The following is a 22062-nucleotide window of genomic DNA, read 5'->3' on the forward strand; positions in this document are numbered from 1 at the left end:
TATTAAGTGATTTTATAAGTCAATAGTTTAATTTAAAAAAATGATTAGAAAATTGAATAAGGATGACTTTAAAAGATGGTCAGATTTATATCAAGCATATGCAAATTTCTACTCGGTTCCAATGAATTCAGGTATTTTAAATACTCTTTGGGAGTGGATTCATGATGAAAAACATGTTGTTAGAGGTATATGCTTTGAATTAGATAGCAACATCGTTGGAATTGCTCATTATAGAACAATGCCAAGACCGATTAAGGGTCAATATATTGGCTTTTTAGACGATTTATTTGTTGAGCCAGATTTCAGAAGAAAAAAAATAGCTCAAAAGCTAATTAATCATTTAAAATCTTTATCAAAATCAAATAATTGGGATGGAATTCGTTGGATTACCCACTCTTCTAATGAAAATGCTAAAAAATTATACAATAAAATAGCCAATAATACTGGTTTTGAACTGTACGAACTTAAGTAAAATTTTATCCCCATTATCCACAAGAATATAGACCATGAAAAGAATCAACTATTTAGTGATACATACAACTTAACTGATAGTATAAATTATTCTTAACTTAAGAGGCAACTCTTAACTGGCCATCCAGGGAAAAGTCGAGAGACCTAAGCCTGGAGGGCAGAAAACCCTGCAAAGTAGTGCTAAACATGTGGGGTGGCCGGTTCGGCGGTAGCAACTTCAACGACGGACCTAAACTTCTGGTCTTTACACTGTAAAAAGTGTAGAGATTCAGGGTTTTTTTTTATGTCTAAACTCTCTGGAACCGCCTTTCAATTAAAAGTATGGAATTACTTAAAGAAAATTCCAAAAGGAAAAGTAAAGACATACCTTGATGTTGCTAAGGGCATTGGAAAACCAAGGTCTTTTAGAGCTGTTGCGAATGCAGTAGGTAAAAACCCCTATCCTCCCAAAATACCATGTCACAGAGTAATCAGATCTGATGGAACTCTTGGCGGATATTCAGGAAAAGGTGGAATCGAACAAAAAAGACGATTATTGAAAGCTGAAAAAATCTTTATTAAATAAGGTTTTTTCATAATATAAGTACTATAAAAGTGTTGGTAATAAACACTTTTAGCACAAAATATTGATTTTAGTCTTAAATAGCCTTATTCACCCTTCAGTTGTACTACATAAGAGGTTATGCTTAAAAAAGACCCCTCTATGGCTGTTTAAAAGCTATATTCAAAGACTGCAATGCTCAATTAGTCAACGTTATCAACCTTTATTTGTGATTGCAATTATTGTTGATTTTAAAAGGTTTTTTAATATCCAACATAATATTTTAAACATATACCTATTTCTGAGTACATTTAATTATAAAAGGATTATTTTTTTAATTTATAGTCTGTTTTAAAATATTTAATTAAAATCAATAATTACAGTTATTTATTTATATAAATTAATGTATAACTTTAAGTTTTAGTAAACAAATAAGATATATTAAGTAGAGTTATTAGCTACTTCTCTTCTAGATATATAAATTCCACTAATAACAATAATTAAAAGTCCTAGAAAAGTCCAATTATCTGGAAAGTTACCAAAGAAATAATATCCAATTATAACATTAGGAATGATTTCTGTATAGCCTAAAGGAGCTAATTTAGAAGCATCAGCATATTTTAGTGATAATATAAGGAATAAGTGACCAATGCAGGCAAACACCCCTATTCCTGCCATCATAGACCATTGAACTAGATTAGGTTTAACCCAAAAAAAGGGAGCAACAAGAGAGGAAATTACACAACCAACTAATCCAGTAATTAATAATGTTAATAATGGATTATCAGATGTACTCAATTTACGAGTTATTATTAAATAAAATCCATACAAAAATCCTGTACCTAAAGCTGCAAGACTGGCAATGTTAATCTCAACAAAACCAGGTCTAATAACTACTAATGATCCTATAAAACCTATAGTTACAGCTGTCCACCTTCTAATACCCACCTTCTCACCTAGCAACATTGGTGAAAACGCTGTGACTATTAATGGGGCAACAAAAGCAAGTGTTAAGGCTTTAGCTAGGGAGATAATTGATATTGAATAGAAGAAACATATATTAGCACAAAGTAATATTAGACCTCTAAGAATTTGTAATTTTGGTTTATCAGACCAAACGAGTTGTTTATTGTAAAAGAAAAACATGACAGGCAGAGTAAAAGCAACAGTAAAAAAATATCTTGCCCAAGTAATTTGTAAAACTGGAAGTTCCGAACTTAAAAACTTAGCAAAACCATCCATAACAGGTAGCATCATCCAACCTAGTAAACTAAAAATAATGGCTTTCATGAGCCAATTGATACAGTTTAATTGAAGTATTTTAAAGCAAAGAATACTACTATTGGAATAGTAATAAAGGACATCAATGTTGATGTTACAATTGTACTAGCAATACTATCAACAATTTTTTTAGGCGAATACATCGAACCAACAAGATAATTTAATACAGCACTAGGCATTGCACTTTGTATTAATAAAACACCAGCTGCAAAACCATTTAAATCGAGTTTATTTATTATAAGAATACATATGATTGGACCTAAAATAACACGTCCTAAAGCTAATATAATTGAGTCTTTTAAAGAAAACTTAAACCTTGTTAAGGCTATACCAAGGGACATTAAAACTAAAAATATTGTTGCATATGTTAGAAGAAAAGTGGTGTTTTCAAGAAATACTGGGACATCTAAGTTAAAATAAAGAAATAATATTGATATTATTATTGCATAAACAGGAGGACTTTTAAGAACCACATTAAAAGAAAATTTTTTTTTAGCAAGAAAAACACCCAGTGTAAAATGAAACAAAATTATAACAGAGGCTATAGCAGAAGCTACGCCAAGCCCTTCAGTGCCATAAGCAAAAAGACAAATTGGTATGCCCATATTACCAGTATTTGGTAAAATCATTGGTGGTAGCTCCATACTTAGATCTCTTTTTAAAATAAAAAGAAGTATTAAACCAACTATGGAAAAGCCTCCAATCATAACTAAAGCATAGAAGAAGTAAGAGGTAAAAATTGCTAAAGTAATACCTGTGGTAGTTACAGTATAAAAAATCATTGCAGGCGTTCCAATATTACCTGCAAAATTAGTTATGAAATTAGTGTCTATTTTTGGATTTTTTTTCCCCAGGTAATAACCAATACCGATAACAAAAAAAACAGGAAATAAGACTTCAAAAATTTTGGAATATAATTCCATTAATTATGAATTCTAATTAATGTAGGATATTTAAGAATATCTTTATCTTTTTTAAATTTTGCAAGACAGTTATTTGAATTAAGTTCGCTTGTTTTGTGAGTAATAATAACAACAGTAGCTTTATTATTTTTTTTATCTGGTGTTTGAATCATTCTTTTTACAGAAATTTTGTATTGAGCTAACCTGTTAGTAATTCTGGACAGAACACCAGGTTTATCTTTAACCTCAAATCTCAAATATAAAGAATTAGTATAATTATTGACATTATAACATTTTATGGACTTACGCTTGTTGTTAGGTATTCCAAAGGGTTTTTTAATATCCCCTTTCAAAATTGAAAGTAAATCAGATAGTAATGATGAAGAAGTAGGTCCAGGTCCAGCACCCTCCCCTTGTAATATACTTTCACCAACAGGTTTACCCTCAAGTATGACAGCATTCATCACACCAGAAACATTTCCAATATAAGAATTTTTACTTACAAGACATGGGTGGACAGTTTCAAATAAACAACCATTAATAATTTCAGAGATACCAAGTAACTTAATACGTAAATTTAATTGGCTAGCTATTTCAATGTCATTTAATTCAATTTTTTCAATACCTTCCATCAAACATTTGTGTTTTGAAATCTTAGTATTAAATGCAAGAGCAGACAAAATTCTCACTTTAGCAAAAGCATCAAAACCATTAAGATCTAATTTAGGGTTGCCTGGTTCAGCGTATCCTAATTTTTGAGCTTTTTTTAAAACATTAGCAAAACTATCCTTAGAATTTCTCATTTCTGAAAGAATATAATTAGAAGTTCCATTCAAAATTCCATAAACTTTAGTAATTTTGTTAGTTGCAAGACCCTCTTTAATAGTTCTTAATATTGGAATACCACCAGCAACCGATGCTTCAAATTCAAGATTAACATTGTTATCTTCAGCTAATTTAGCAAGATAATCTCCATGTTTTGATATTAGGGCTTTATTTGGTGTAATAACGTGAATTTTATTTCTTAAAGCAGTTTCAACTACTCTTTTAGAAATGCCATCAGACATTCCTATTGCTTCAAATAAAATATCTACTTTCTTTAATTTAAAAATATCTAAAGGATTTTTAAAAAAGATATTTTTATTAACTTTAAATTTTCTTTTCTTTTTTATGTTTTTTGCGGAAACAGCTACAACATTAATTCTTTTACCTGTAATTAATTCAATTTCTTTTTTTTTTGTATTTAATTCATTTAGTAAATAATTACCTACTTGACCCAATCCAACTACAGCAATATTTAAATTCATTTTCATTTACTTTTTTATATCAGGATACTCTGTGTTTTTTGAATATTCTTTAAGAAATAATTCAAATTCATTAAAAGACATTCTTTTAAATTCTGTATCTGATAAATTAAAATTCTTAACATTTGTTTTTTTTAAAGTATTATCATTAAGCTCAACTATATTATCGTTTAAATTACATGCAGATAAAATAGATAAAAAAATTAATGTAAGATATTTCATTTTAATCCTCTAAATTTATTAAATCCAAATCTAATATTCATATTTTGTATAGCTTGTCCTGCACCACCTTTAATTAAATTATCTATTGCTGATAAGATAATAATTCTATCTTTATACTTAGTTTTACAAATTGATATATGGCAATTATTTGTATTAATTATATCATTTGTACTTATTAAAGAATTAGTTTTTAGAATTTTTACAAATCCATTATTGGGGTAATGATTAATCAATACTTTTTCTAATTTTTTAATAGTAGATCCTTTATTAAGTTCTACATAAATGGTGCTTAATATTCCTCTAAACATTGGTGTTAAATGTGGTGTAAAAGTAAAATTTACCTTCTTTTTTGTAAAAGAATTTAATTCTTGTTGTATTTCAGAATTGTGTCGATGAAAACCAACGCCGTAGGCACTTAAGGATTCATAAAGGTTTTTATTTTTATACTTGTAATGCACACCTCTACCTGCTCCAGAATATCCAGATTTAGAATCTATAACTATATTATCTACTTTAATTAAATTTTTTTTAATCAATGGAATTAACGGCAACAATATTGATGTTGGATAACAACCTGGGCAGCCAATAATATTAAAATTTTTAACTTTTTCACCTGTAATTTCAGGTAATGAATATATAGATTTTTTAATATTTAAAATTGATCTGTGATTTTGTTTATACCATTTTAAATATAAGGATGCATTATTAAGTCTAAAATCTGCTGCCAAATCAATTAGCACATTATGTTTTAATAAACTATTAGATATAGATTGTGCCTCACCATTTGGTAATGCAGTAAATACCAAGTCTATTTCTTTTAAAAATGATTTATTAAATTTAGTAATCTTTGGTAAATTTTTTGATTTTAATGATTTTTCATAACTAGCAATTTTCTTACCAACAGATGAGCTACCACATAAATATTTTATATTAATATTTTTGTGCTTAACTAATAACTTTATTAATTGAACACCAATATAACCAGTAGAACCAGCAACTAAAACATTAAGCTTAGGCATTGTTTATTATAACTATTTTGAAATAAAAAAGAATTATCTTTTCGAGAATTGGAAGCTTCTTCTAGCTTTTTTACGACCAGGTTTTTTTCTTTCAACAGATCTTGAGTCTCTGGTGTTAAGTTTCTCTGTTTTTAGTGTACTTCTTAGTTCTGAGTCAAATAATATTAAGGCTTTTGCAATACCGTGAACCATTGCTCCTGCCTGTCCTGTGTGACCGCCTCCAGCAACACTACATCTAACATCATATGCTGTTGCTTGATTAATGATTTCAAAAGGTCTTGTGATTTGCATTTTATGACTACCACTAGTGAAGTATTCATCCATTGTTCGACCATTAACATAAATTTTACCAGTCCCTTTTTTTAACCAAATTTTAGCAATTGATTTTTTTCTTCTGCCAGTAGCATATTTACTATCTTTAAAATCTAACTTGATCTTAGGTTTTTTTGATATTGTTTGTGCTGTTTGTTCCATATTAATTTCTAATTAAATTTTTACTATTTAATTTTCCTAAATCTAAAAGTTTGGGATTTTGAGCTGCATGAGGATGCTCTTCACCAGCATAAATTTTAACTTTAGTTAATTGCTTTCTACCAAGAACACCTCCTGGTAACATTCTTTTAACCGCTAATTTTAAAGTCTCTCCTGGTTTATTCTTTTCTAATAGTTTTTCAGGAGTTATTTCTTTAATTCCACCTGGGTGGCCCGTATGTCTATAGTATTTTTTGTCTTTAAATTTTTTTCCAGTAAATTTTGCATGTTCTATATTTTTAACAACTACAAAGTCTCCATCATCCATGTGAGGTGTGTAAGTAGTTTTGTTTTTTCCCCTAACAATCATTGCTATTATAGATGCTAATCTTCCAACAACTGCTCCTTTAGCATCAATTTCAAACCAATTACTTGTTAATTCGCTACTTTTTAAAAATTTAGTCATGGTGCGAGGATTAATACTATTAATAATTATAAAGTCAATTTTATATTTCTCTTGCAATATAGCCATTTAATGGTAACTTTTATTTGCCGATTTGTTCCTATTGCAGGCTAATAATTGCTAAAAAGGATTTTTTACGCACATTTTCGGTAGGCGCATTTGAACTGTATTGTACGCCTTGCATAAAGCAAAAGTACTAAAAAAGGAGTATTAAGATGAGTACAAAAAGACAAAACCCAGAAACTATAGCATTGCACGGTGGTGATTATAGAAGTGACCCAACTACAAAAGCTGTAGCTGTCCCAATTTATAGAACAACTTCATATCTATTTGATAGCACTGAGCATGCAGCCAATTTATTTGGTCTAAAAGAGTTTGGAAATATCTACACAAGAATTATGAATCCAACAAATGATGTTCTTGAAAAAAGACTTGCTGCCTTAGATGGTGGATTAGCAAGTTTAACTGTTTCTTCGGGTCAAACAGCTTCAACATTTGCTATTTTGAATGTTGCTCAAGCTGGCGATAATATTGTTAGTTCTACAGATCTTTATGGTGGAACTGTTTCATTGTTTACTCATACATTGAGCAAGCTTGGTATTGAAGTTAGATATGCAGATCCAGCAGATCCTAAAAACTTTGAAAAAGCAATAGATGGTAAAACTAGAGCTTTTTATGGGGAAACATTACCCAATCCATATTTAAGAGTATTTCCTATTAAAGAAGTTTCTGATATTGGAAAAAAATATAATATACCATTAATAGTTGATAACACGGCCGCTCCTATCATCTGTAAGCCAATAGAACATGGTGCAGCTGTAGTAGTTTATTCACTTACAAAATATATAGGTGGACATGGTACAGTTGTAGGTGGAGCACTAATTGATGGTGGAAATTTTGATTGGACAGCTAATCCAAAAAGACAACCACTGTTTAATGAACCTGATGCAAGCTATGGTGGCGTAGTTTGGGGTAAGGCAGTTCCTGAATTAACTGGTGCCAATGTATCCTTTGCTGTTAGAGCAAGAGTTACTCTTTTGAGAGATCTTGGAGCTGCATTAGCGCCTGATAATGCTTTTGGAATAATTCAAGGACTTGAAACAGTAGCCTTGAGGATGAAACAACATTGCTCTAATGCTGAAAAAACAGTGGGTCACTTATCTAAACATAAAAAAGTTGCTAGAGTGATTTACCCAACCAAATATGAAGGAGATATTGGTAAAAGAGCAAAAAAATATCTTAATGGGGGAAATGGTGCTTTAATAGGAATAGAACTAAAAGGTGGTATTGAGTCTGGTAAGAAATTTATAGAAGCTTTAAAGATGTTTTATCATGTGGCAAATATAGGAGATGCTAGAAGCTTAGCTATACATCCAGCAACAACAACTCATAGCCAACTCACAGAGCAAGAATTAAGTGCTGCAGGAGTTACGCCTGGATATATAAGACTGTGTATAGGATTAGAACATATTGACGATATAATAGATGATCTTGATCAAGCACTTAACGCTTCATAACAATTCTTTATCGTTTTAAAAAACCTCTTGAGTTTTTATAAATGAGTAAAATATAGGTTGTTAATACAAAAATAGAACCTAACTGGTGTAGTGATGCATACTTTATTTCTACACCAGATATTAATGTAATAATTCCTAATAATATTTGAATAAGTAAAGCTGTATCAAAAAGAATTATATTTTTTATGGCAACTCCTTCTTTAATAAATAAATAGTTAATAATCATAACAAGGATCAGAAGCAGATAGGCAGTTGATCTATGTAAAAATTGAATAATAGAAGTATTATAAAATGACTCAGAGGTAAAAAAATCTAATAATAAAACATCATTTGGAAAAAATGTACCATTCATATCTGGCCAAGTATTATAAATTAAACCTCCATCTAAACCTGACAGAAAAGCTCCCAATATAATTTGAATAATAATTAATAAAAAAATAAATAACAAAAAGGATTGTGGAATTTTATAATCTAATTTTTTAATATCAAAAAAATCTAAAATATACCAAAAAATTAAACATAAGATAAAAAGTGCAAGTGATAAATGAATTGCCAATCTAAAATGACTAACATCATTATTTTGTGTTAATCCACTAGTAACCATAAACCAACCTAAAAATCCCTGCAGACATATAAGAAAAAATATCAAAAAATATTTATTAGAATAAAAATTAGAATCTCTATATTTAATCCAAAAAATAATTAAAGGGATTAAGGTGAACAAGCCAACAATACGTGCTAATAATCTATGTGCATACTCCCAATAAAAAATTATTTTAAATTCTTTTAAAGACATTCCATAGTTAATATTTTTATACTCTGGAATTTTCTTATATTCCTCAAAATACATATTCCAATCATTTGAATTAAGTGGCGGCAATATACCTGAGAAAAGCTCCCATGCTGTAATGGATAAACCTGAGTCAGTTAATCTAGTTAAGCCACCTACAGCAACCATAAGAACAATTAGCAAAAATAGTCCTATTAACCATATCTTTAAATATTTTATATAGTTGTCGCTATTTACAAACATAAATTATACTTATAATAATTATTTTAATAACCAATTGATTAAATGTCGCCTACTAATAAAAAAAAACTTAGCCAATTAAGAATAAAACTTGATAAATTAGATAATGATTTACTTAAATTAATCAAAAAAAGATCAATTTTAGTAAATGAAGTTTTAAAAGTAAAAATTTATAAAAAAGAAATAATCGATAAAGCAAGAATAACTTACATACTTAAAAAAATTAAAAAAAAATCAATCAAGACTAAAATTGATCCAAAAATTACAAACAGAATTTGGAAAAATATGATTTGGTCTTTTATAGATTACGAAAAAAGAAACTTTAAAAAGAAATAAACTATTTACTGTGTGGTGGAAGTTTTTTTTCCACAAACATTTCATGTTTTCTAGTAGATGGGTTGTATTTTTTAGCAGACAATTTAACTTTAGCTTTTTCACCACCTGCTGGCTTTTTTACATAATAAAAAAAAGGACTATCAGGTTTAGCTTCAGGGACCAATCTTACTTTAACATGTGTTTTTTTTGCCATACTATTTTAGTTTTTTAATTTGTTTTACTAAGTTAGAAATATTTTTTAATTTATTTCTGAAATTATAATTAGCACTTATAGAATTATTTGATAATTCGTCAAGGTTTAAAGATTTGTCAGAATTGAGAACTTTTTTAACTCCATTGATTGTCATTCCTTGTTCTTTAAGTAAGAATTTAACTTTTTTAAGAACTTCTATAGTCTGATTATTATAGTATCTTCTATTACCATTGAGAATTTTTGGTTTGATCTGTTTAAATTCTTTTTCCCAAAACCTTATTGTATGAGTATTAAAAGTGCCCTTTTTGACATTTACTAAATCTAGAATTTTAGCAACCTCACCTATTGATTTATAAGCATCTAAATTTTTATTGATCATTTATAGAATTTACTAAATCTTTAAACTCTTTAGAAGCTTTAAATAAAACAACATTTCTATCAGATATAGCCGCTTCTTCTTTAGTTTTAGGATTTCTTCCAACTCTACTTTTTTTTTGTCTTATAGAAAACGTACCAAATTTTGAAAGTTTAAGTTTTTTTTCAATCTTTAAATTTTCCAGGATTGTAGTAAAAAAATCATCAATTAAATTTTCAGAAATATTTTTAGAAAAACCAATCTGCATGTAAATTGAGTTAATTAGATCTTTTTTTGTAAGGTTAGTTCTTGTCATTAATTAATATTATTAGTTATTTTTTCAATCAAATTTCCAGTTACTGTTTTAGAGCAAACACTTAAAGAATTTGAAAAACCTATATAATCTGTTCCACCATGACTTTTAATTACAGGGGAGTCTAATCCAATAAAAATTGCCCCATTATATAATCTTGGATCCAGTCTTTTTTTAAATTTTTTTAAATTTGAAATATTAAGTAGTGAAGACATTTTTCCAATCAAATTTCCAGTCATTGCTTTTTTTAATTCACTTGTGATAAAATTAGCAGTACCTTCAGCAGTTTTTAATGCAACATTGCCAGTAAAACCATCTGCTACTATAACGTTAACATCACCGTTCATTAATTGATTCCCTTCAATATAACCTTTGAACTCAAAATCGTTATTAGTTCTTTTATTCAATTGTTGATAAGTTTCTTTTATAATTTCATTTCCTTTAAGTTCTTCAGAGCCAATATTTAATAGTGCAACTTTTGCTTCATCGTTCGGATATAATGAATTAAATAAAGAGGAACCCATTATCGAAAAATCAATTAAATTTTTCGGACTACATTCAATATTTGCACCTAAGTCTAAAACAACACTCATATTCTTTTTATTTGGCCATAAGGCTGAAAGAGCTGGTTTATCTATATTGTCTATCATTTTAAGATTTAACTTTGAAATAACTAATAATGCACCAGTATTCCCTGCTGAAATTACTACATCTGATTTTTTTTCTTTAACACTCTGAATCGCTAACCACATACTAGTTTTTTTTCCTCTTTTTGCACCTTCCAATGGACTATCTGTTCCTTTAACAACATCTTCTGTATGAACTATTTCAAAGTTTTCACTAGGCAGTTCATCAGTAATGAACTTTTCAATTTGACCTTTATCACCAAAAATTTGATAAAAAGTATTTTTATTGTTTTTGAAATGGTGATTAATACCTTCAATAATTTTTTTTGGTGATCCATCGCCACCCATTGCATCAACAGCAATTTTGATTGTTTTGCTCATTCTATTTAGTTAGTTGAAAAAATAATTTACTCTTTAGGGTCCAAAACTTGTCTACCACGATACATACCAGTTTTAAGATCCAGATGATGAGGGAGTCTATACTCACCAGATTTCTTATCCTCAACTATATTTTTAGATGAGAATTTCATATTCTGAGCTCTTCTCATCCCAGTTCTTGACGGTGATTGTTTACGTTTTGGTACAGCCATAATAAAATTAATGCTTAACTACACCTTTTATATGTGAATTTAAAGTATTATTTGCCAACAATTTCACATATTTGTCAAAATATATTACCAAATAGTCACTATTTTGAGCATTATCTAAAAAGATTATTAATTTTTCTTTTTTTGATTCATTGCTTAAATGCTCCCAATTATGAATTTTATCAATCATTCCATGAAACAAATTGAGATAATCTTTCATCTTTTTATTTATTGATTGGTCGCCATAGCCTATCTCTCGTACACTTAATTCCATTTGTCTAAAAACATAATCATAGATTTCTTGAAGTATCTGTTTATTTTTATCATTTTTGTATATTTTTAAAAAAAAAGCAAAATGTAATAAAAAAAAGATCATTCTATCAGAAAATGTATCTTGATTTTTAAAATCTTTATATAATTCTTTATTTCTAGTCAATCCAACTAAATTATTGTAAATATTTAAATAATCATTCATGAAAACATTATTATTATTAACTCTTTTTTTTATAATTGCAAATTGTACAAACAAATTAGCTATAGATCATCATGGTGTACATAAACTTTATGTTAAACAGGAAAAAATTTTTCCTAATGAAACAAATAAAAATGATATAATTAAAATTTTGGGCCCACCATCTAGTACAAGTTTTTTTGATAATGAAGTATTATTTTTTATTGAACGAAAAGAAACAACAGGAAGTATCTTAAAACTAGGAAAAAAAGAAATTATAACAAACAATGTTTTGATTGTAGAAATTAATAAATATGGTTTATTAGAAAAAAAAACATTTTATGATTTAAATAAAATGCAAAATTTAAAGATATCCAAAAATACTACAGAGGTTAATTACCAAAAAAATTCATTTATTTATGACTTTTTATCAAGTATGAGACAAAAAGTTAATGACCCTCTTGGTAAACGAAGAAAAAATTAACCTGCAATTACAGCTAATAACAATAAAGCTACAATATTAGTAATCTTAATCATCGGATTAACTGCAGGTCCAGCCGTGTCTTTATATGGGTCTCCAACAGTATCTCCAGTTACAGCAGCCTTATGGGCTTCTGAGCCTTTTCCTCCATGATTACCATCTTCAATATATTTCTTAGCATTATCCCACGCACCTCCACCAGCTGTCATTGAAACTGCAACAAATAATCCGGTAATTATAACGCCTAATAACATTGCACCTACAGCAGCTAAAGCTGCAACTTGCCCACCAATTTGAAATATCACAAAGTATAAAACAATTGGAGAAAGTACTGGTAATAAAGAAGGTATAATCATTTCTCTAATTGCAGCTAATGTTAATAAATCAACAAGTTTAGCATAATCAGGTTTTTGTTTACCTTTCATAATTCCAGGGTATTTTTTAAATTGTCTTCTGACTTCTACAACAACAGCACCGCCTGCTCTTCCAACAGCTTGCATTCCCATAGATCCAAATAAATATGGAAGCATTCCACCTATCAATAATCCAACTACAACATATGGATTAGATAAATCAAATGTTACAACTATTCCTTCTAACTTTGATCCTGCAACACCAGAAAAATGCTTAATATCTTCAACATAAGCAGCAAATAAAACAAGTGCACCTAACCCTGCTGATCCAATAGCATAACCTTTGGTAACAGCTTTTGTAGTGTTACCAACTGCATCCAACGCATCAGTAGTTTTCCTTACACTTTTTGGTAAATTTGACATTTCTGCAATACCTCCTGCATTATCTGTAACTGGACCATACGCATCAAGAGCGACGACCATTCCAGCCAACGCTAGCATAGTTGTTACGGAAATAGCAATACCATAAAGACCAGCAATAGAGTTGGTAGCAAGAATACCTGCAACAATTATTAAAGCAGGAATAGCAGTTGCCTCCATAGATACAGCTAATCCTTGAATAACGTTTGTCCCATGTCCTGTTGTTGATGATTTTGCAATACTTCTTACAGGTCTGTAATCTGTACCAGTATAATATTCGGTAATCCAAATTAACAAACCGGTAATAACTAAGCCAATTACTCCACAGTAATAAAGACTCATACCAGTAAAAGTTTTTCCATTTACAGAATACTCATTAGCAAAACCAATAACATAATCAGTTACAGGATAAAGAATTAATAATGATGAAACAGCAGAAACAACAAATCCTTTGTATAATGCATTCATTACGTTTTTACTTTTTCCAAGTTTTACAAAGAAAGTTCCTAGTATTGATGTTAAAATACAAGCACCACCAATGGTTAATGGGTAGATCATCATATTGATATCATTGTAAAAAAATATAGAAGAAAGAACCATTGTTGCAACAATTGTTACAGCATATGTTTCAAATAAATCTGCAGCCATTCCAGCACAATCACCAACATTGTCTCCAACGTTATCTGCAATTACAGCTGGGTTTCTAGGGTCATCTTCAGGGATACCTGCCTCAACTTTTCCAACTAAATCAGCACCAACATCGGCACCTTTGGTAAAGATTCCACCACCTAATCTTGCAAAAATTGAAATTAAAGAAGCACCAAAACCTAGGGCAACAAGCGCATTAACAATTTCCCTTTCATCAACTCCCGCTTTTAATAAAAAATAATAATAAACAGCTATTGCTAACAAAGCCAAACCAGCAACCAACATACCTGTTACAGCACCTGATTTAAATGCTACAGCTAAACCACTTGCTAAACCTTTTCTAGATGCTTCAGCAGTTCTAACGTTAGCCTGAACTGAAACTAACATTCCAACATAACCAGCTATACCAGATAAAGCTGCTCCAATAAAATAACCCAAACCAACAAGAGGACTAAATACAATGCATATAACAACCAAAACTACAACTCCAACCACGGCAATTGTTTTGTATTGTCTTGCTAAATAAGCTTTTGCACCAATTTGAATAGCAGATGCAATTTCTTGCATTTTAGCATTTCCAGTGCTTGAGCTTAATATGTTTTTTCCAGTAAAGTATCCATATACAATTGAAAGAAATCCTGCAGCTATAGTATAAAGTAATATTGATTCGACGATTGAGTTCATTTTGCCTTTTGGTTGTTTGGTTGTTAAATTAAACGTTTAAAGTCCGGACAATACAAAAAAAAACATAAAAGGCAATATTTAACTTTTTAAAAATGATGAAAATAACCCTTATTTTTAAGGCTAATTATTCCTCTTTTTTTATCAATTAATATGGGTTTGTTATTTGAATTTTGAATTATTCCTATTTTTGAAATTTTAACTCTTAATTCATTTGAAACTTTTTTTATGATTCTTCTTTTATCTTTTGAGGCAGTAAATAGAATCTGATAATCATCACCTTTTGAAATATAATGCTCTTTCAAAAAATTTTTTTTTGATATGAGTTTATTCAAGGAATTAGAAACCGGTATATCATCTAAACTTACTTTATAAGATAGTTTTTGATTATTAATCAATTTTTCAAGGTCTGTTAATAAACCGTCCGAAATATCAATTGAAGTATTTGTAAATTTATTTAAGTGTTTAGATAAATCAATTTGAATATTAGGTTTATAGTACTGGTTAATAAAATAATCTTTTTGAATTTTATTTATTTTAAATTTATTTTTTAAAACTAATAAGCCTAAATAGCTATCACCTAAATTTCCTGTAACATAAATGTCATCATTAAGTTTAGCTTTATTTCTTTCAATAATTTTTTTTGCAAAACCAATGGAGGTTATTGTAAAACTTAATTTGTTAGAAAAAACTGTATCTCCACCACAAAGATAGATTTTATACTTTTTCTGTTCGTCATTAAGTGATTTGGATATTTTTTTTAAGTTATTTTTTGAAAAAGTTTTTTTATTACCTGAGCCTGAAATAAAATAGTATTTTGGACTTACGCCTTTACAAATTAAATCAGATATTGATGATCTTATAATCTTTTTTATTACTAAATCAGGTTTTTTAAAATCTATAAAATGGTTTCCTTGAATATATGTGTCTATTGATACTACTAACTCATGTTTCTTATCAAAAAAAACATCATCATTAAGGTTTAAAGAACCAATTGTCTTTTTAGAAAGTTTTTGAAAATAATTCTTAATTAAATCAAATTCATGCATTAGTATTTCTTATTTTTTTGGCAATTTTATCTAATATTGCATTCAAATATTTAGTTTGGGAGTCCTCTAAAAAAAAATTTGAAGCATCTAAATATTCCTTGATTATAATTTTTTTAGAGATTTTAGGCTTATAAAGAAATTCAAATATAGCCGCCTTAACAATGACCTGAAAAACTTTATCCATATTTGTCAATTCAAGATCTTCACTTAAATAATTTCTGACCTCTTCTTTAATTACATCATTTCTTTCAATTGTACCAAGCACCACATCTTTAATAGATTTTTTAAATCTGTGTTTTGAAAAAGTTATATCTTCATCATCATTAAAAAATTTACCGTAGAGTTTTTGAATAATTATAACTCTAGGATTTTGATTTGGGTTATATGGAGTTCTCATCCTTATTGGGAAAGGACAGATGTTACAGCTAGAGCTGCTTCTCTTCCCTTTTTCTTCCTAGCTATAGCTTGACGCATATTAAGACAAGTAATAATTCCATTACCAATGGGTTTTTTGTTTTCTACGGACAGTTTCATTATAGCATCAGTAGAAGAATGAGAAATAAAGTCAAAATGAGGGGTTTGTCCTTTAATCACACACCCAAGAGCTAAAAACGCATCATACTTCTTAATATTCTTTGAAATGGTAACTGGTATTTCAAAGACACCTGGGACATTGATTATTTTTATTAAACTAGATTTGGGCAGTGCGCTCTTCGCACTACTTAATAAACCTTTTGATATATCTTTATAATAATCTGCAATAACTATTAAATATTTTTTTTTCATTAAATGATTTCCTGTTTAATAATCTTTATATCATACCCCTCTAAACCAATAACTTTTTTAAGAGATTTCGTTATTAATATCATATTTTTAATCTTTAAATCTTTAATTATTTGAGCTCCAATACCATAATTCCTAATAAGTTTATCATTTCCCTTTTTATAAAAATCTTTGTTCTTATAGTCCTTGAGTGTTTGTGTAACAGATTTTAAATTTGTATCTTTTATAAAAACTAAAACACAGTTATTAAATTTCTTAAAATAATTTAACGTTTTATCAAATGAATTTGGTAATTGTTGATTGATTAAATAATTTTGAACTACGTTAGATGAAATTACTCTAACTCTTGGTATTATCCCTTTTTTAATATTACCTTTAATTAGAGCAAAGTGTTCAGATCCATCTAAAAGATTTTCATAAATTCTAATTTTATATTTTTGATTTTTAATTTTAATATCAGATTGTTTTTTAAGTTTAATTAGTTTTTCTTTTTTTAAACGATAAGCAATAAGGTCTTCAATCTTACCTATCTTTAAATTATGTTTTTTTGCAAAATTAAATAAGTCTTGACCTTTGGCCATTGTGCCATCTTCATTCATTATTTCACAAATAACTGCAGAGTTATTTTTTTTTGCAAGTTTTGAAATATCAACGGAGGCTTCTGTATGACCAGCTCTTACTAAAACACCTCCATCTTTAGCAATAATTGGAAAAACATGTCCTGGTGAAACAATGTCTTTCTTATTTACATTTTTCTTTGAAGCAATTTTAATTGTCTTTGCTCTATCTTTTGCTGAGATTCCAGTTGTTATTCCTTTTTTTGCTTCAATAGAAATTGTAAAAGCAGTTTTATTCCTTGATTGATTTATTGGGGACATCAAAGACAAATTTAACCGTTTTGCTTGTATACTATCTAGTGCTAGACAAATTAATCCACGACCATATTTTGCCATAAAATTTATATTTTTAGCACTTGAATCACTGGTTGATATTATTAAGTCTCCTTCGTTTTCTCTTTTCTCATCATCAACTAAGATGAACATACCACCCTTCTTTGCGATATTAATTATACTTTCAATGGATGCATAATTATTTTTTTTCATTAAAATAATTTCTAACGTATTTAGATAAGATATCTATCTCTATATTAACTAGACTGCTCTTTTTTAAAGAAGATAAATTGGTTAGTTTAAAGGTGTGTGGAATAACCCAAACTTGAAAACCTTTTTTGGTTACCTTAGAAATTGTTAAAGAAATTCCATTTATACATATAGAGGCTTTATCAATTAGATTTGCTCTTTCTTTTTTAACAATTTCAAAATCAAATAAATACGATTTATCAATTTTTTTAATACTCTGTATTTTACCTACTGCATCAATGTGGCCTTGGCAAATATGTCCTGATATTTTTTGACCAAATCTTAAAGGAAGTTCAAGATTAATTTTATCATTTATTTTTAAGAATTTAAATTTTGATCTTTGTATGGTTTCATCAGAAAGATAAAATTCCATTATTTTATTTTTAATATTAATTAATGTTAAGCAAACACCGTCACAAGCAACTGATACACCCAGATCTTTATGTGTTAGCTTTAAATCAGCTTTTACAAAAATATTAATACCTTTTGATCTTTTTTCAAATTTAGTAATTAAACCTTGATTAAAAATTATTCCATTAAACATAATATTATTTGTAAAGTGTAATTACATCTTTGCCTAATTTTTTTTTAATTTTCAATTTATTTTTATAATTTTTCTTTAATTCATTAAGAAAACTAAACTCTTTATGGTTAACTAACTTTGATAAAGTTTTAGCACATTTGTATAAATAAAATTCATTAAATAATTTTTTTTTAATAATGTGTTTAGAAAGATCATTTCCCCCTTCAACTAATAAATTTCTGCAGCCAAGGACATAGAGTTTCATTAAAATTGATTTAATATCAAAGTTATCTTTATTTAATTTACTTTTGATTAAAGTTATGCCTCTTTTTTTTAACACTAATTTCATCTCAGCTTTGGCGTTATGATAAAAAATTATAGTATTTTTTTTATTAGCTGTTTTAAAAATATATGAATCTTTTTTAATTTCTAAATTTTTATCTAAAATTATTCTTTTTGGTGAAAATTTATTCAAACCTTCTAGTCTGCAATTAAGTTTTGGGTTATCCTTATTTAAAGTTTTGGAGGAAATCATTAACGAATCATTTTTATATCTAAGATAATGTGTAAATTTATCAGTATGAATATCTGAAATTCTTTTTGTATCTTTACTATATATCAAATTATTTCTAGAAATTGCAATTTTACCAGTAACATAAGGAAGGTTATTTTTTCTATTAAAAAAATAAGGTGTATAAAATTTATTAATTTCTTTTTTGAGTAAATTTTTTTTTACTAAAACATTTTTTGACTTAAGAATTTTTAAAGTTTTACCTTTAACTTTTTTATCAATATCTTCAACTCCATACACAACTTCTTTAATTTTATTTTTAATTATAATATTTGTGCACGGAGGAGTTTTTCCATAATGACTACAAGGTTCAAGCGTCACATACATTTTTGAGCCTTCCAAATTTTCATGTGAATTTTTAATGGCATTAAATTCGGCATGAGGTGCACCTTTAAAACCTGTTTGACCAATTGAAAGTATTTCATTATTTTTAACAATTACACAACCTACAGAAGGATTAATTCCAGTTAGTCCATGACGAGCTTTTGCCAATTTCAAGGCAAGCTCCATAAAAATTTTATCTTTGATTGAAAATTTATCTTTTTTTGTAGACATCTAATTTGTCCACGAATTGTACAAAATCTTTTTCTTCTCTAAAGTTTCTATAAACAGAAGCAAATCTTACGTAAGCAACAGGGTCGAGCTCTTTTAAACCTTCCATAACCATAGTTCCAATGGTAGTAGATGAAATTTCACTTTGACCGAGCTCCTCAAGTGATCGAGAAATTTTACTTATAAATTTTTCTGCTGTTTCAGTATCAATAGGTCTTTTTTTAAGAGCAATAAAAATAGATTTTGATAATTTATCTCTATCAAATGAAGATTTTCTTCCATTTTTTTTAACAACCATAATTTCTCTAAATTGCACTCTTTCAAAAGTCGTAAATCTCGCACCACACACACAAAGCCTTCTTCTTCTTATGGCTGTGCCATCTTCAGTTGGTCTTGAGTCTACTACTGATGTTTCACCTTTTTTACAAATTGAACAAATCATTATTTTAAATTTTTATATATTGGAAAGTGAGATGTAAGTTCTATTACTTCATTTCTAACTTCTTCTTCAATTTTGCTATTATCCTCAGGGTTTTCAGACAAACCTTTTACAACCTTAGTTATTAGTTCACCTACTTTCTCAAACTCTTTTAATCCAAAACCTCTAGTTGTTGCGGCTTGAGTACCCAGTCTTATTCCAGAAGTAATCATTGGCTTTTCTGAATCGAAAGGTATTCCATTTTTGTTACAGGTAATATTAGCATTTGAAAGGCTTTCGGCAGCAGCATTACCTTTTACATTGAAAGGTCTTAGGTCAACTAACATTAAGTGTGTATCTGTTCCACCAGAATAAATCTTAAAACCATTGTTCTTAAGTGTCTCTGATAAAATTTTGGCATTAGCTAAAACTGATTTAATATAATCTTTGAAATCTGGTCTTAATGCTTCTAAAAAACCAGCAGCCTTTGCAGCAATGACATGCATCAATGGTCCACCTTGATAACCAGGGAATACTGCTGTGTTAAATTTTTTTGCTAGGTCTTCATGATTAGTTAAAATAATTCCACCTCTAGCACTTCTGAAAACTTTATGAGTTGTTGAAGTTACTACATGCGCGTGTTCACATGGGTTAGGGTACCCTTTGCCGGCAACTAAACCTGAAAAATGAGCCATATCCACCATCAAATATGCCCCTACTTTATCAGCAATCGCTCTAAATCTTTTAAAATCGATTACTCTAGAATAAGCGCTGCCACCACAAATTATAAGTTTTGGTTTATGTTCTAATGCAAGTTTTTCAACATTATCATAATCAATAAGTTCAGACTCTTTATCAACATCATACCCTATTGGATTAAACCATTTACCTGACATTGAAATTTTTAACCCATGGGTAATGTGTCCACCAGAATTTAAACTCATTCCCATAAATGTATCACCAGGATTTAATAAAGCTAAAAATACAGCTCCATTTGCTTGAGCCCCAGAATGTGGTTGGGCATTTGCAAATTTACAATTAAAAAGTTTCTTTAATCTTTCTATGGCTAAATTTTCTGCAACATCAACATGCTCACATCCATTGTAGTATCTTTTTCCAGGATACCCTTCTGCATATTTGTTTGTTAATACAGAGCCTTGCGCCTCTAAAACAGCTTGAGAAACTATATTTTCAGAAGCAATTAGTTCTATATGTTGTTGTTGTCTTTTTAACTCATCACTTATGGCTTTATGTAATTCTGGATCAGTTTCAGATAAACTGTCTTCAAAAAAGCTTTTATAATTTTTATTTAAATAGTTTTTTTCACTAGACATAATTAAATCTTTTTAATTCTTTTTGCGTGTCTTCCACCTTCAAACTTTGTATTTAAAAAAATGCTAACGCAATTTAAAGCATTTTTTTTAGTAAGAAGTCTTGATCCTAATGTAATGATATTTGCATTATTATGCAATCTTGATAATTTTGTAGATTTTGAATTATAGCACTGTGCAGCACGAATATTTTTATGTCTATTAGCAGCAATATTCATTCCCATACCAGAACCACAAACTAAAATACCTACATGTTTGTTACTAATCTTAACTTTTTTAGCGACCTTATGAGCAAAATCAGGATAATCTACCCTACCATCGTTAAATGGACCTAAATCAACTATCTTTATATTTTTTTTATCTAAGTAATTTTTGATTAATTCTTTTAATTTAAACCCAGCATGATCAGATGATATGAATATTTTTTTCAAACTAATTAAATTTATGATCTAAAACACAAGCAACTAAATGGATACGATCTTCTTCACCACCATTAAATGCATTATGGTATTTTGTATTATTTGTAATCCAAACAGAACCATCAGCTGGTAAATGCTTAGCAACATTATCAATGACCATTATTGATCCTGGGTTAGTAATAATTGGTATATGCAATCTAGGCTCAGGGTCTCTATGCCAACTTAATGTTGATCTTGGTTGTTTTAACAATACTCTTACTCTTCCAAGCTTATACTTAGATGAAAGCACATCAAAAACTTCCTTAAAATAAGTATCTTTAAATTCATCGATAAATTCTGAATATGCAGACTCGTCGATAGTTACATCTCTAACAACTTCCTTGCCTGTTGCATCCGGTTTAGTCCAAAAAACACCTCTGGCTTTATGACCTTTAATAGAGTCTGGATCACCAGGAATTTGAGTTAGAGATATTGCTCCAAAGTTACTAATCTCTTCAGGACCATCAAATTTTTTTATTTTTAAAATTTCACTATATGCCTTTTGAAGTTCAGTAATATCAAATTTAATTTCCTGCTTTTGAAAATCATTAAAATTTAATGTCATAATATTTA

At 28.7% G+C, this 22062-nt stretch carries 30 protein-coding genes and 1 riboswitch; of the genes, 5 read left to right on the plus strand and 25 right to left on the minus strand.

Features of this window, described 5'->3' with window-relative positions; genetic code table 11:
* Positions 1 to 40 precede the first annotated feature (40 nt).
* A complete protein-coding gene (locus AC5SL8_RS02990) occupies positions 41 to 472 on the plus strand; it encodes a GNAT family N-acetyltransferase (RefSeq protein ID WP_494580720.1) in 432 nt (143 codons plus the stop codon).
* Positions 473 to 754: 282 nt separating this feature from the next.
* Positions 755 to 1036: a methylated-DNA--[protein]-cysteine S-methyltransferase gene (locus AC5SL8_RS02995; RefSeq protein ID WP_494580721.1), complete on the plus strand. Its 282-nt coding sequence runs from the start codon at positions 755 to 757 to the stop codon at positions 1034 to 1036.
* Between the two features lie 417 nt (positions 1037 to 1453).
* Here AC5SL8_RS02995 and AC5SL8_RS03000 read toward each other — a convergent pair whose 3' ends face one another.
* From AC5SL8_RS03000 to rplM, 7 genes are read right to left on the minus strand one after another with little or no spacing between them, the layout of a single operon-like run.
* Positions 1454 to 2302, minus strand: coding sequence for a DMT family transporter (locus AC5SL8_RS03000; protein WP_494580722.1), 849 nt, complete (start codon positions 2300 to 2302; stop codon positions 1454 to 1456).
* A 17-nt stretch (positions 2303 to 2319) separates the two neighbouring features.
* A complete protein-coding gene (locus tag AC5SL8_RS03005; RefSeq protein WP_494580723.1) occupies positions 2320 to 3216 on the minus strand; it encodes an AEC family transporter in 897 nt (298 codons plus the stop codon).
* Complete coding sequence (locus tag AC5SL8_RS03010) at positions 3216 to 4508, minus strand: homoserine dehydrogenase (protein WP_494580724.1); 1293 nt, start codon at positions 4506 to 4508, stop codon at positions 3216 to 3218. The genes AC5SL8_RS03005 and AC5SL8_RS03010 overlap by 1 nt, the downstream gene beginning before the upstream one ends.
* Entirely contained in the window at positions 4509 to 4721 is a 213-nt protein-coding gene (locus AC5SL8_RS03015; RefSeq protein ID WP_494580725.1) for a hypothetical protein, read from the minus strand.
* Positions 4718 to 5740, minus strand: coding sequence for an N-acetyl-gamma-glutamyl-phosphate reductase (gene argC, locus AC5SL8_RS03020; RefSeq protein ID WP_494580726.1), 1023 nt, complete (start codon positions 5738 to 5740; stop codon positions 4718 to 4720). The genes AC5SL8_RS03015 and argC overlap by 4 nt, the downstream gene beginning before the upstream one ends.
* A 33-nt stretch (positions 5741 to 5773) precedes the next feature.
* Positions 5774 to 6214, minus strand: coding sequence for a 30S ribosomal protein S9 (gene rpsI, locus AC5SL8_RS03025; RefSeq protein ID WP_494580727.1), 441 nt, complete (start codon positions 6212 to 6214; stop codon positions 5774 to 5776).
* A 1-nt stretch (position 6215) separates the two neighbouring features.
* Positions 6216 to 6677 (minus strand): 50S ribosomal protein L13, encoded by a 462-nt coding sequence (gene rplM / locus AC5SL8_RS03030; protein WP_494573777.1) that lies wholly within the window; start codon positions 6675 to 6677, stop codon positions 6216 to 6218.
* 139 nt (positions 6678 to 6816) lie between these two features.
* Positions 6817 to 6885, plus strand: a riboswitch (SAM riboswitch).
* Between the two features lie 4 nt (positions 6886 to 6889).
* On the opposite strand from rplM, the gene AC5SL8_RS03035 reads away from it, so the two are divergent.
* The gene (locus AC5SL8_RS03035; protein ID WP_494580728.1) at positions 6890 to 8191 is read left to right on the plus strand and encodes an O-acetylhomoserine aminocarboxypropyltransferase/cysteine synthase family protein; all 1302 of its coding nucleotides are present in this window, start codon (positions 6890 to 6892) and stop codon (positions 8189 to 8191) included.
* Between the two features lie 7 nt (positions 8192 to 8198).
* Here AC5SL8_RS03035 and AC5SL8_RS03040 read toward each other — a convergent pair whose 3' ends face one another.
* Positions 8199 to 9224: a COX15/CtaA family protein gene (locus AC5SL8_RS03040; RefSeq protein WP_494580729.1), complete on the minus strand. Its 1026-nt coding sequence runs from the start codon at positions 9222 to 9224 to the stop codon at positions 8199 to 8201.
* 42 nt (positions 9225 to 9266) lie between these two features.
* Between AC5SL8_RS03040 and AC5SL8_RS03045 the strand changes: the two genes are divergently transcribed.
* Complete coding sequence (locus AC5SL8_RS03045; protein ID WP_494580730.1) at positions 9267 to 9557, plus strand: chorismate mutase; 291 nt, start codon at positions 9267 to 9269, stop codon at positions 9555 to 9557.
* A gap of 1 nt (position 9558) precedes the next feature.
* On the opposite strand, the gene AC5SL8_RS03050 is transcribed toward AC5SL8_RS03045, so the two are convergent.
* Genes AC5SL8_RS03050 through AC5SL8_RS03075 form a run of 6 tightly spaced genes read right to left on the minus strand, consistent with a single transcriptional unit; the run spans position 9559 to position 12106 of the window.
* Positions 9559 to 9750 (minus strand): 50S ribosomal protein L33, encoded by a 192-nt coding sequence (locus tag AC5SL8_RS03050; RefSeq protein ID WP_006996892.1) that lies wholly within the window; start codon positions 9748 to 9750, stop codon positions 9559 to 9561.
* Position 9751: 1 nt separating this feature from the next.
* Entirely contained in the window at positions 9752 to 10129 is a 378-nt protein-coding gene (locus AC5SL8_RS03055) for a MerR family transcriptional regulator (protein ID WP_494580731.1), read from the minus strand.
* On the minus strand, positions 10119 to 10421 hold the full coding sequence (locus tag AC5SL8_RS03060; RefSeq protein WP_494580732.1) for an integration host factor subunit alpha: 303 nt from the start codon (positions 10419 to 10421) through the stop codon (positions 10119 to 10121). The genes AC5SL8_RS03055 and AC5SL8_RS03060 overlap by 11 nt, the downstream gene beginning before the upstream one ends.
* A complete protein-coding gene (plsX, locus tag AC5SL8_RS03065; protein WP_494580733.1) occupies positions 10421 to 11425 on the minus strand; it encodes a phosphate acyltransferase PlsX in 1005 nt (334 codons plus the stop codon). The genes AC5SL8_RS03060 and plsX overlap by 1 nt, the downstream gene beginning before the upstream one ends.
* Before the next feature lie 26 nt (positions 11426 to 11451).
* Positions 11452 to 11634 (minus strand): 50S ribosomal protein L32, encoded by a 183-nt coding sequence (gene rpmF, locus AC5SL8_RS03070; RefSeq protein WP_494573670.1) that lies wholly within the window; start codon positions 11632 to 11634, stop codon positions 11452 to 11454.
* A gap of 7 nt (positions 11635 to 11641) precedes the next feature.
* The gene (locus AC5SL8_RS03075; RefSeq protein WP_494580734.1) at positions 11642 to 12106 is read right to left on the minus strand and encodes a ubiquinol-cytochrome C chaperone family protein; all 465 of its coding nucleotides are present in this window, start codon (positions 12104 to 12106) and stop codon (positions 11642 to 11644) included.
* Between AC5SL8_RS03075 and AC5SL8_RS03080 the strand changes: the two genes are divergently transcribed.
* Entirely contained in the window at positions 12105 to 12566 is a 462-nt protein-coding gene (locus tag AC5SL8_RS03080; RefSeq protein WP_494580735.1) for a hypothetical protein, read from the plus strand. The genes AC5SL8_RS03075 and AC5SL8_RS03080 overlap by 2 nt on opposite strands.
* On the opposite strand, the gene AC5SL8_RS03085 is transcribed toward AC5SL8_RS03080, so the two are convergent.
* The 11 genes from AC5SL8_RS03085 to AC5SL8_RS03135 all read right to left on the minus strand — a co-directional run bounded on the left by AC5SL8_RS03085 (position 12563) and on the right by AC5SL8_RS03135 (position 22054).
* The gene (locus AC5SL8_RS03085) at positions 12563 to 14668 is read right to left on the minus strand and encodes a sodium-translocating pyrophosphatase (RefSeq protein ID WP_494580736.1); all 2106 of its coding nucleotides are present in this window, start codon (positions 14666 to 14668) and stop codon (positions 12563 to 12565) included. The genes AC5SL8_RS03080 and AC5SL8_RS03085 overlap by 4 nt on opposite strands.
* Before the next feature lie 86 nt (positions 14669 to 14754).
* Complete coding sequence (gene thiL / locus AC5SL8_RS03090) at positions 14755 to 15714, minus strand: thiamine-phosphate kinase (RefSeq protein ID WP_494580737.1); 960 nt, start codon at positions 15712 to 15714, stop codon at positions 14755 to 14757.
* Positions 15707 to 16111 carry a transcription antitermination factor NusB gene (locus tag AC5SL8_RS03095; RefSeq protein WP_494580738.1) on the minus strand — a complete coding sequence of 135 codons (405 nt, stop codon included), beginning with the start codon at positions 16109 to 16111 and terminating at the stop codon, positions 15707 to 15709. The genes thiL and AC5SL8_RS03095 overlap by 8 nt, the downstream gene beginning before the upstream one ends.
* 2 nt (positions 16112 to 16113) lie before the next feature.
* Positions 16114 to 16500 (minus strand): 6,7-dimethyl-8-ribityllumazine synthase, encoded by a 387-nt coding sequence (gene ribH, locus AC5SL8_RS03100; RefSeq protein WP_494580739.1) that lies wholly within the window; start codon positions 16498 to 16500, stop codon positions 16114 to 16116.
* The gene (gene ribB, locus AC5SL8_RS03105; RefSeq protein WP_494580740.1) at positions 16500 to 17600 is read right to left on the minus strand and encodes a 3,4-dihydroxy-2-butanone-4-phosphate synthase; all 1101 of its coding nucleotides are present in this window, start codon (positions 17598 to 17600) and stop codon (positions 16500 to 16502) included. Before ribB ends, ribH begins: the two co-directional genes overlap by 1 nt.
* Positions 17587 to 18180 carry a riboflavin synthase gene (locus AC5SL8_RS03110; RefSeq protein ID WP_494580741.1) on the minus strand — a complete coding sequence of 198 codons (594 nt, stop codon included), beginning with the start codon at positions 18178 to 18180 and terminating at the stop codon, positions 17587 to 17589. The genes ribB and AC5SL8_RS03110 overlap by 14 nt, the downstream gene beginning before the upstream one ends.
* Before the next feature lie 4 nt (positions 18181 to 18184).
* Complete coding sequence (gene ribD / locus AC5SL8_RS03115; protein ID WP_494580742.1) at positions 18185 to 19285, minus strand: bifunctional diaminohydroxyphosphoribosylaminopyrimidine deaminase/5-amino-6-(5-phosphoribosylamino)uracil reductase RibD; 1101 nt, start codon at positions 19283 to 19285, stop codon at positions 18185 to 18187.
* The gene (nrdR, locus tag AC5SL8_RS03120) at positions 19266 to 19724 is read right to left on the minus strand and encodes a transcriptional regulator NrdR (protein ID WP_494573660.1); all 459 of its coding nucleotides are present in this window, start codon (positions 19722 to 19724) and stop codon (positions 19266 to 19268) included. The genes ribD and nrdR overlap by 20 nt, the downstream gene beginning before the upstream one ends.
* On the minus strand, positions 19724 to 21034 hold the full coding sequence (glyA, locus tag AC5SL8_RS03125) for a serine hydroxymethyltransferase (protein WP_494580743.1): 1311 nt from the start codon (positions 21032 to 21034) through the stop codon (positions 19724 to 19726). The genes nrdR and glyA overlap by 1 nt, the downstream gene beginning before the upstream one ends.
* Positions 21035 to 21036: 2 nt before the next feature.
* Complete coding sequence (gene rpiB / locus AC5SL8_RS03130; RefSeq protein WP_494580744.1) at positions 21037 to 21462, minus strand: ribose 5-phosphate isomerase B; 426 nt, start codon at positions 21460 to 21462, stop codon at positions 21037 to 21039.
* 1 nt (position 21463) lies between these two features.
* Positions 21464 to 22054 carry an aspartyl/asparaginyl beta-hydroxylase domain-containing protein gene (locus AC5SL8_RS03135; protein WP_494580745.1) on the minus strand — a complete coding sequence of 197 codons (591 nt, stop codon included), beginning with the start codon at positions 22052 to 22054 and terminating at the stop codon, positions 21464 to 21466.
* Between the last annotated feature and the right edge of the window lie 8 nt (positions 22055 to 22062).

This window comes from Candidatus Pelagibacter sp. PS_41 (assembly GCF_059417725.1).

What these genes read in the sequence shown, in the direction of transcription:
- AC5SL8_RS02990 (WP_494580720.1), top strand. Translation starts at nt 41, where the DNA reads ATGATTAGAAAATTGAATAAGGATGACTTTAAAAGATGGTCAGATTTA.
- AC5SL8_RS02995 (WP_494580721.1), top strand. Translation starts at nt 755, where the DNA reads ATGTCTAAACTCTCTGGAACCGCCTTTCAATTAAAAGTATGGAATTAC.
- AC5SL8_RS03000 (WP_494580722.1), bottom strand. Translation starts at nt 2,302, where the DNA reads ATGAAAGCCATTATTTTTAGTTTACTAGGTTGGATGATGCTACCTGTT.
- AC5SL8_RS03005 (WP_494580723.1), bottom strand. Translation starts at nt 3,216, where the DNA reads ATGGAATTATATTCCAAAATTTTTGAAGTCTTATTTCCTGTTTTTTTT.
- AC5SL8_RS03010 (WP_494580724.1), bottom strand. Translation starts at nt 4,508, where the DNA reads ATGAAAATGAATTTAAATATTGCTGTAGTTGGATTGGGTCAAGTAGGT.
- AC5SL8_RS03015 (WP_494580725.1), bottom strand. Translation starts at nt 4,721, where the DNA reads ATGAAATATCTTACATTAATTTTTTTATCTATTTTATCTGCATGTAAT.
- argC (WP_494580726.1), bottom strand. Translation starts at nt 5,740, where the DNA reads ATGCCTAAGCTTAATGTTTTAGTTGCTGGTTCTACTGGTTATATTGGT.
- rpsI (WP_494580727.1), bottom strand. Translation starts at nt 6,214, where the DNA reads ATGGAACAAACAGCACAAACAATATCAAAAAAACCTAAGATCAAGTTA.
- rplM (WP_494573777.1), bottom strand. Translation starts at nt 6,677, where the DNA reads ATGACTAAATTTTTAAAAAGTAGCGAATTAACAAGTAATTGGTTTGAA.
- AC5SL8_RS03035 (WP_494580728.1), top strand. Translation starts at nt 6,890, where the DNA reads ATGAGTACAAAAAGACAAAACCCAGAAACTATAGCATTGCACGGTGGT.
- AC5SL8_RS03040 (WP_494580729.1), bottom strand. Translation starts at nt 9,224, where the DNA reads ATGTTTGTAAATAGCGACAACTATATAAAATATTTAAAGATATGGTTA.
- AC5SL8_RS03045 (WP_494580730.1), top strand. Translation starts at nt 9,267, where the DNA reads ATGTCGCCTACTAATAAAAAAAAACTTAGCCAATTAAGAATAAAACTT.
- AC5SL8_RS03050 (WP_006996892.1), bottom strand. Translation starts at nt 9,750, where the DNA reads ATGGCAAAAAAAACACATGTTAAAGTAAGATTGGTCCCTGAAGCTAAA.
- AC5SL8_RS03055 (WP_494580731.1), bottom strand. Translation starts at nt 10,129, where the DNA reads ATGATCAATAAAAATTTAGATGCTTATAAATCAATAGGTGAGGTTGCT.
- AC5SL8_RS03060 (WP_494580732.1), bottom strand. Translation starts at nt 10,421, where the DNA reads ATGACAAGAACTAACCTTACAAAAAAAGATCTAATTAACTCAATTTAC.
- plsX (WP_494580733.1), bottom strand. Translation starts at nt 11,425, where the DNA reads ATGAGCAAAACAATCAAAATTGCTGTTGATGCAATGGGTGGCGATGGA.
- rpmF (WP_494573670.1), bottom strand. Translation starts at nt 11,634, where the DNA reads ATGGCTGTACCAAAACGTAAACAATCACCGTCAAGAACTGGGATGAGA.
- AC5SL8_RS03080 (WP_494580735.1), top strand. Translation starts at nt 12,105, where the DNA reads ATGAAAACATTATTATTATTAACTCTTTTTTTTATAATTGCAAATTGT.
- AC5SL8_RS03075 (WP_494580734.1), bottom strand. Translation starts at nt 12,106, where the DNA reads ATGAATGATTATTTAAATATTTACAATAATTTAGTTGGATTGACTAGA.
- AC5SL8_RS03085 (WP_494580736.1), bottom strand. Translation starts at nt 14,668, where the DNA reads ATGAACTCAATCGTCGAATCAATATTACTTTATACTATAGCTGCAGGA.
- thiL (WP_494580737.1), bottom strand. Translation starts at nt 15,714, where the DNA reads ATGCATGAATTTGATTTAATTAAGAATTATTTTCAAAAACTTTCTAAA.
- AC5SL8_RS03095 (WP_494580738.1), bottom strand. Translation starts at nt 16,111, where the DNA reads ATGAGAACTCCATATAACCCAAATCAAAATCCTAGAGTTATAATTATT.
- ribH (WP_494580739.1), bottom strand. Translation starts at nt 16,500, where the DNA reads ATGAAAAAAAAATATTTAATAGTTATTGCAGATTATTATAAAGATATA.
- ribB (WP_494580740.1), bottom strand. Translation starts at nt 17,600, where the DNA reads ATGAAAAAAAATAATTATGCATCCATTGAAAGTATAATTAATATCGCA.
- AC5SL8_RS03110 (WP_494580741.1), bottom strand. Translation starts at nt 18,180, where the DNA reads ATGTTTAATGGAATAATTTTTAATCAAGGTTTAATTACTAAATTTGAA.
- ribD (WP_494580742.1), bottom strand. Translation starts at nt 19,285, where the DNA reads ATGTCTACAAAAAAAGATAAATTTTCAATCAAAGATAAAATTTTTATG.
- nrdR (WP_494573660.1), bottom strand. Translation starts at nt 19,724, where the DNA reads ATGATTTGTTCAATTTGTAAAAAAGGTGAAACATCAGTAGTAGACTCA.
- glyA (WP_494580743.1), bottom strand. Translation starts at nt 21,034, where the DNA reads ATGTCTAGTGAAAAAAACTATTTAAATAAAAATTATAAAAGCTTTTTT.
- AC5SL8_RS03135 (WP_494580745.1), bottom strand. Translation starts at nt 22,054, where the DNA reads ATGACATTAAATTTTAATGATTTTCAAAAGCAGGAAATTAAATTTGAT.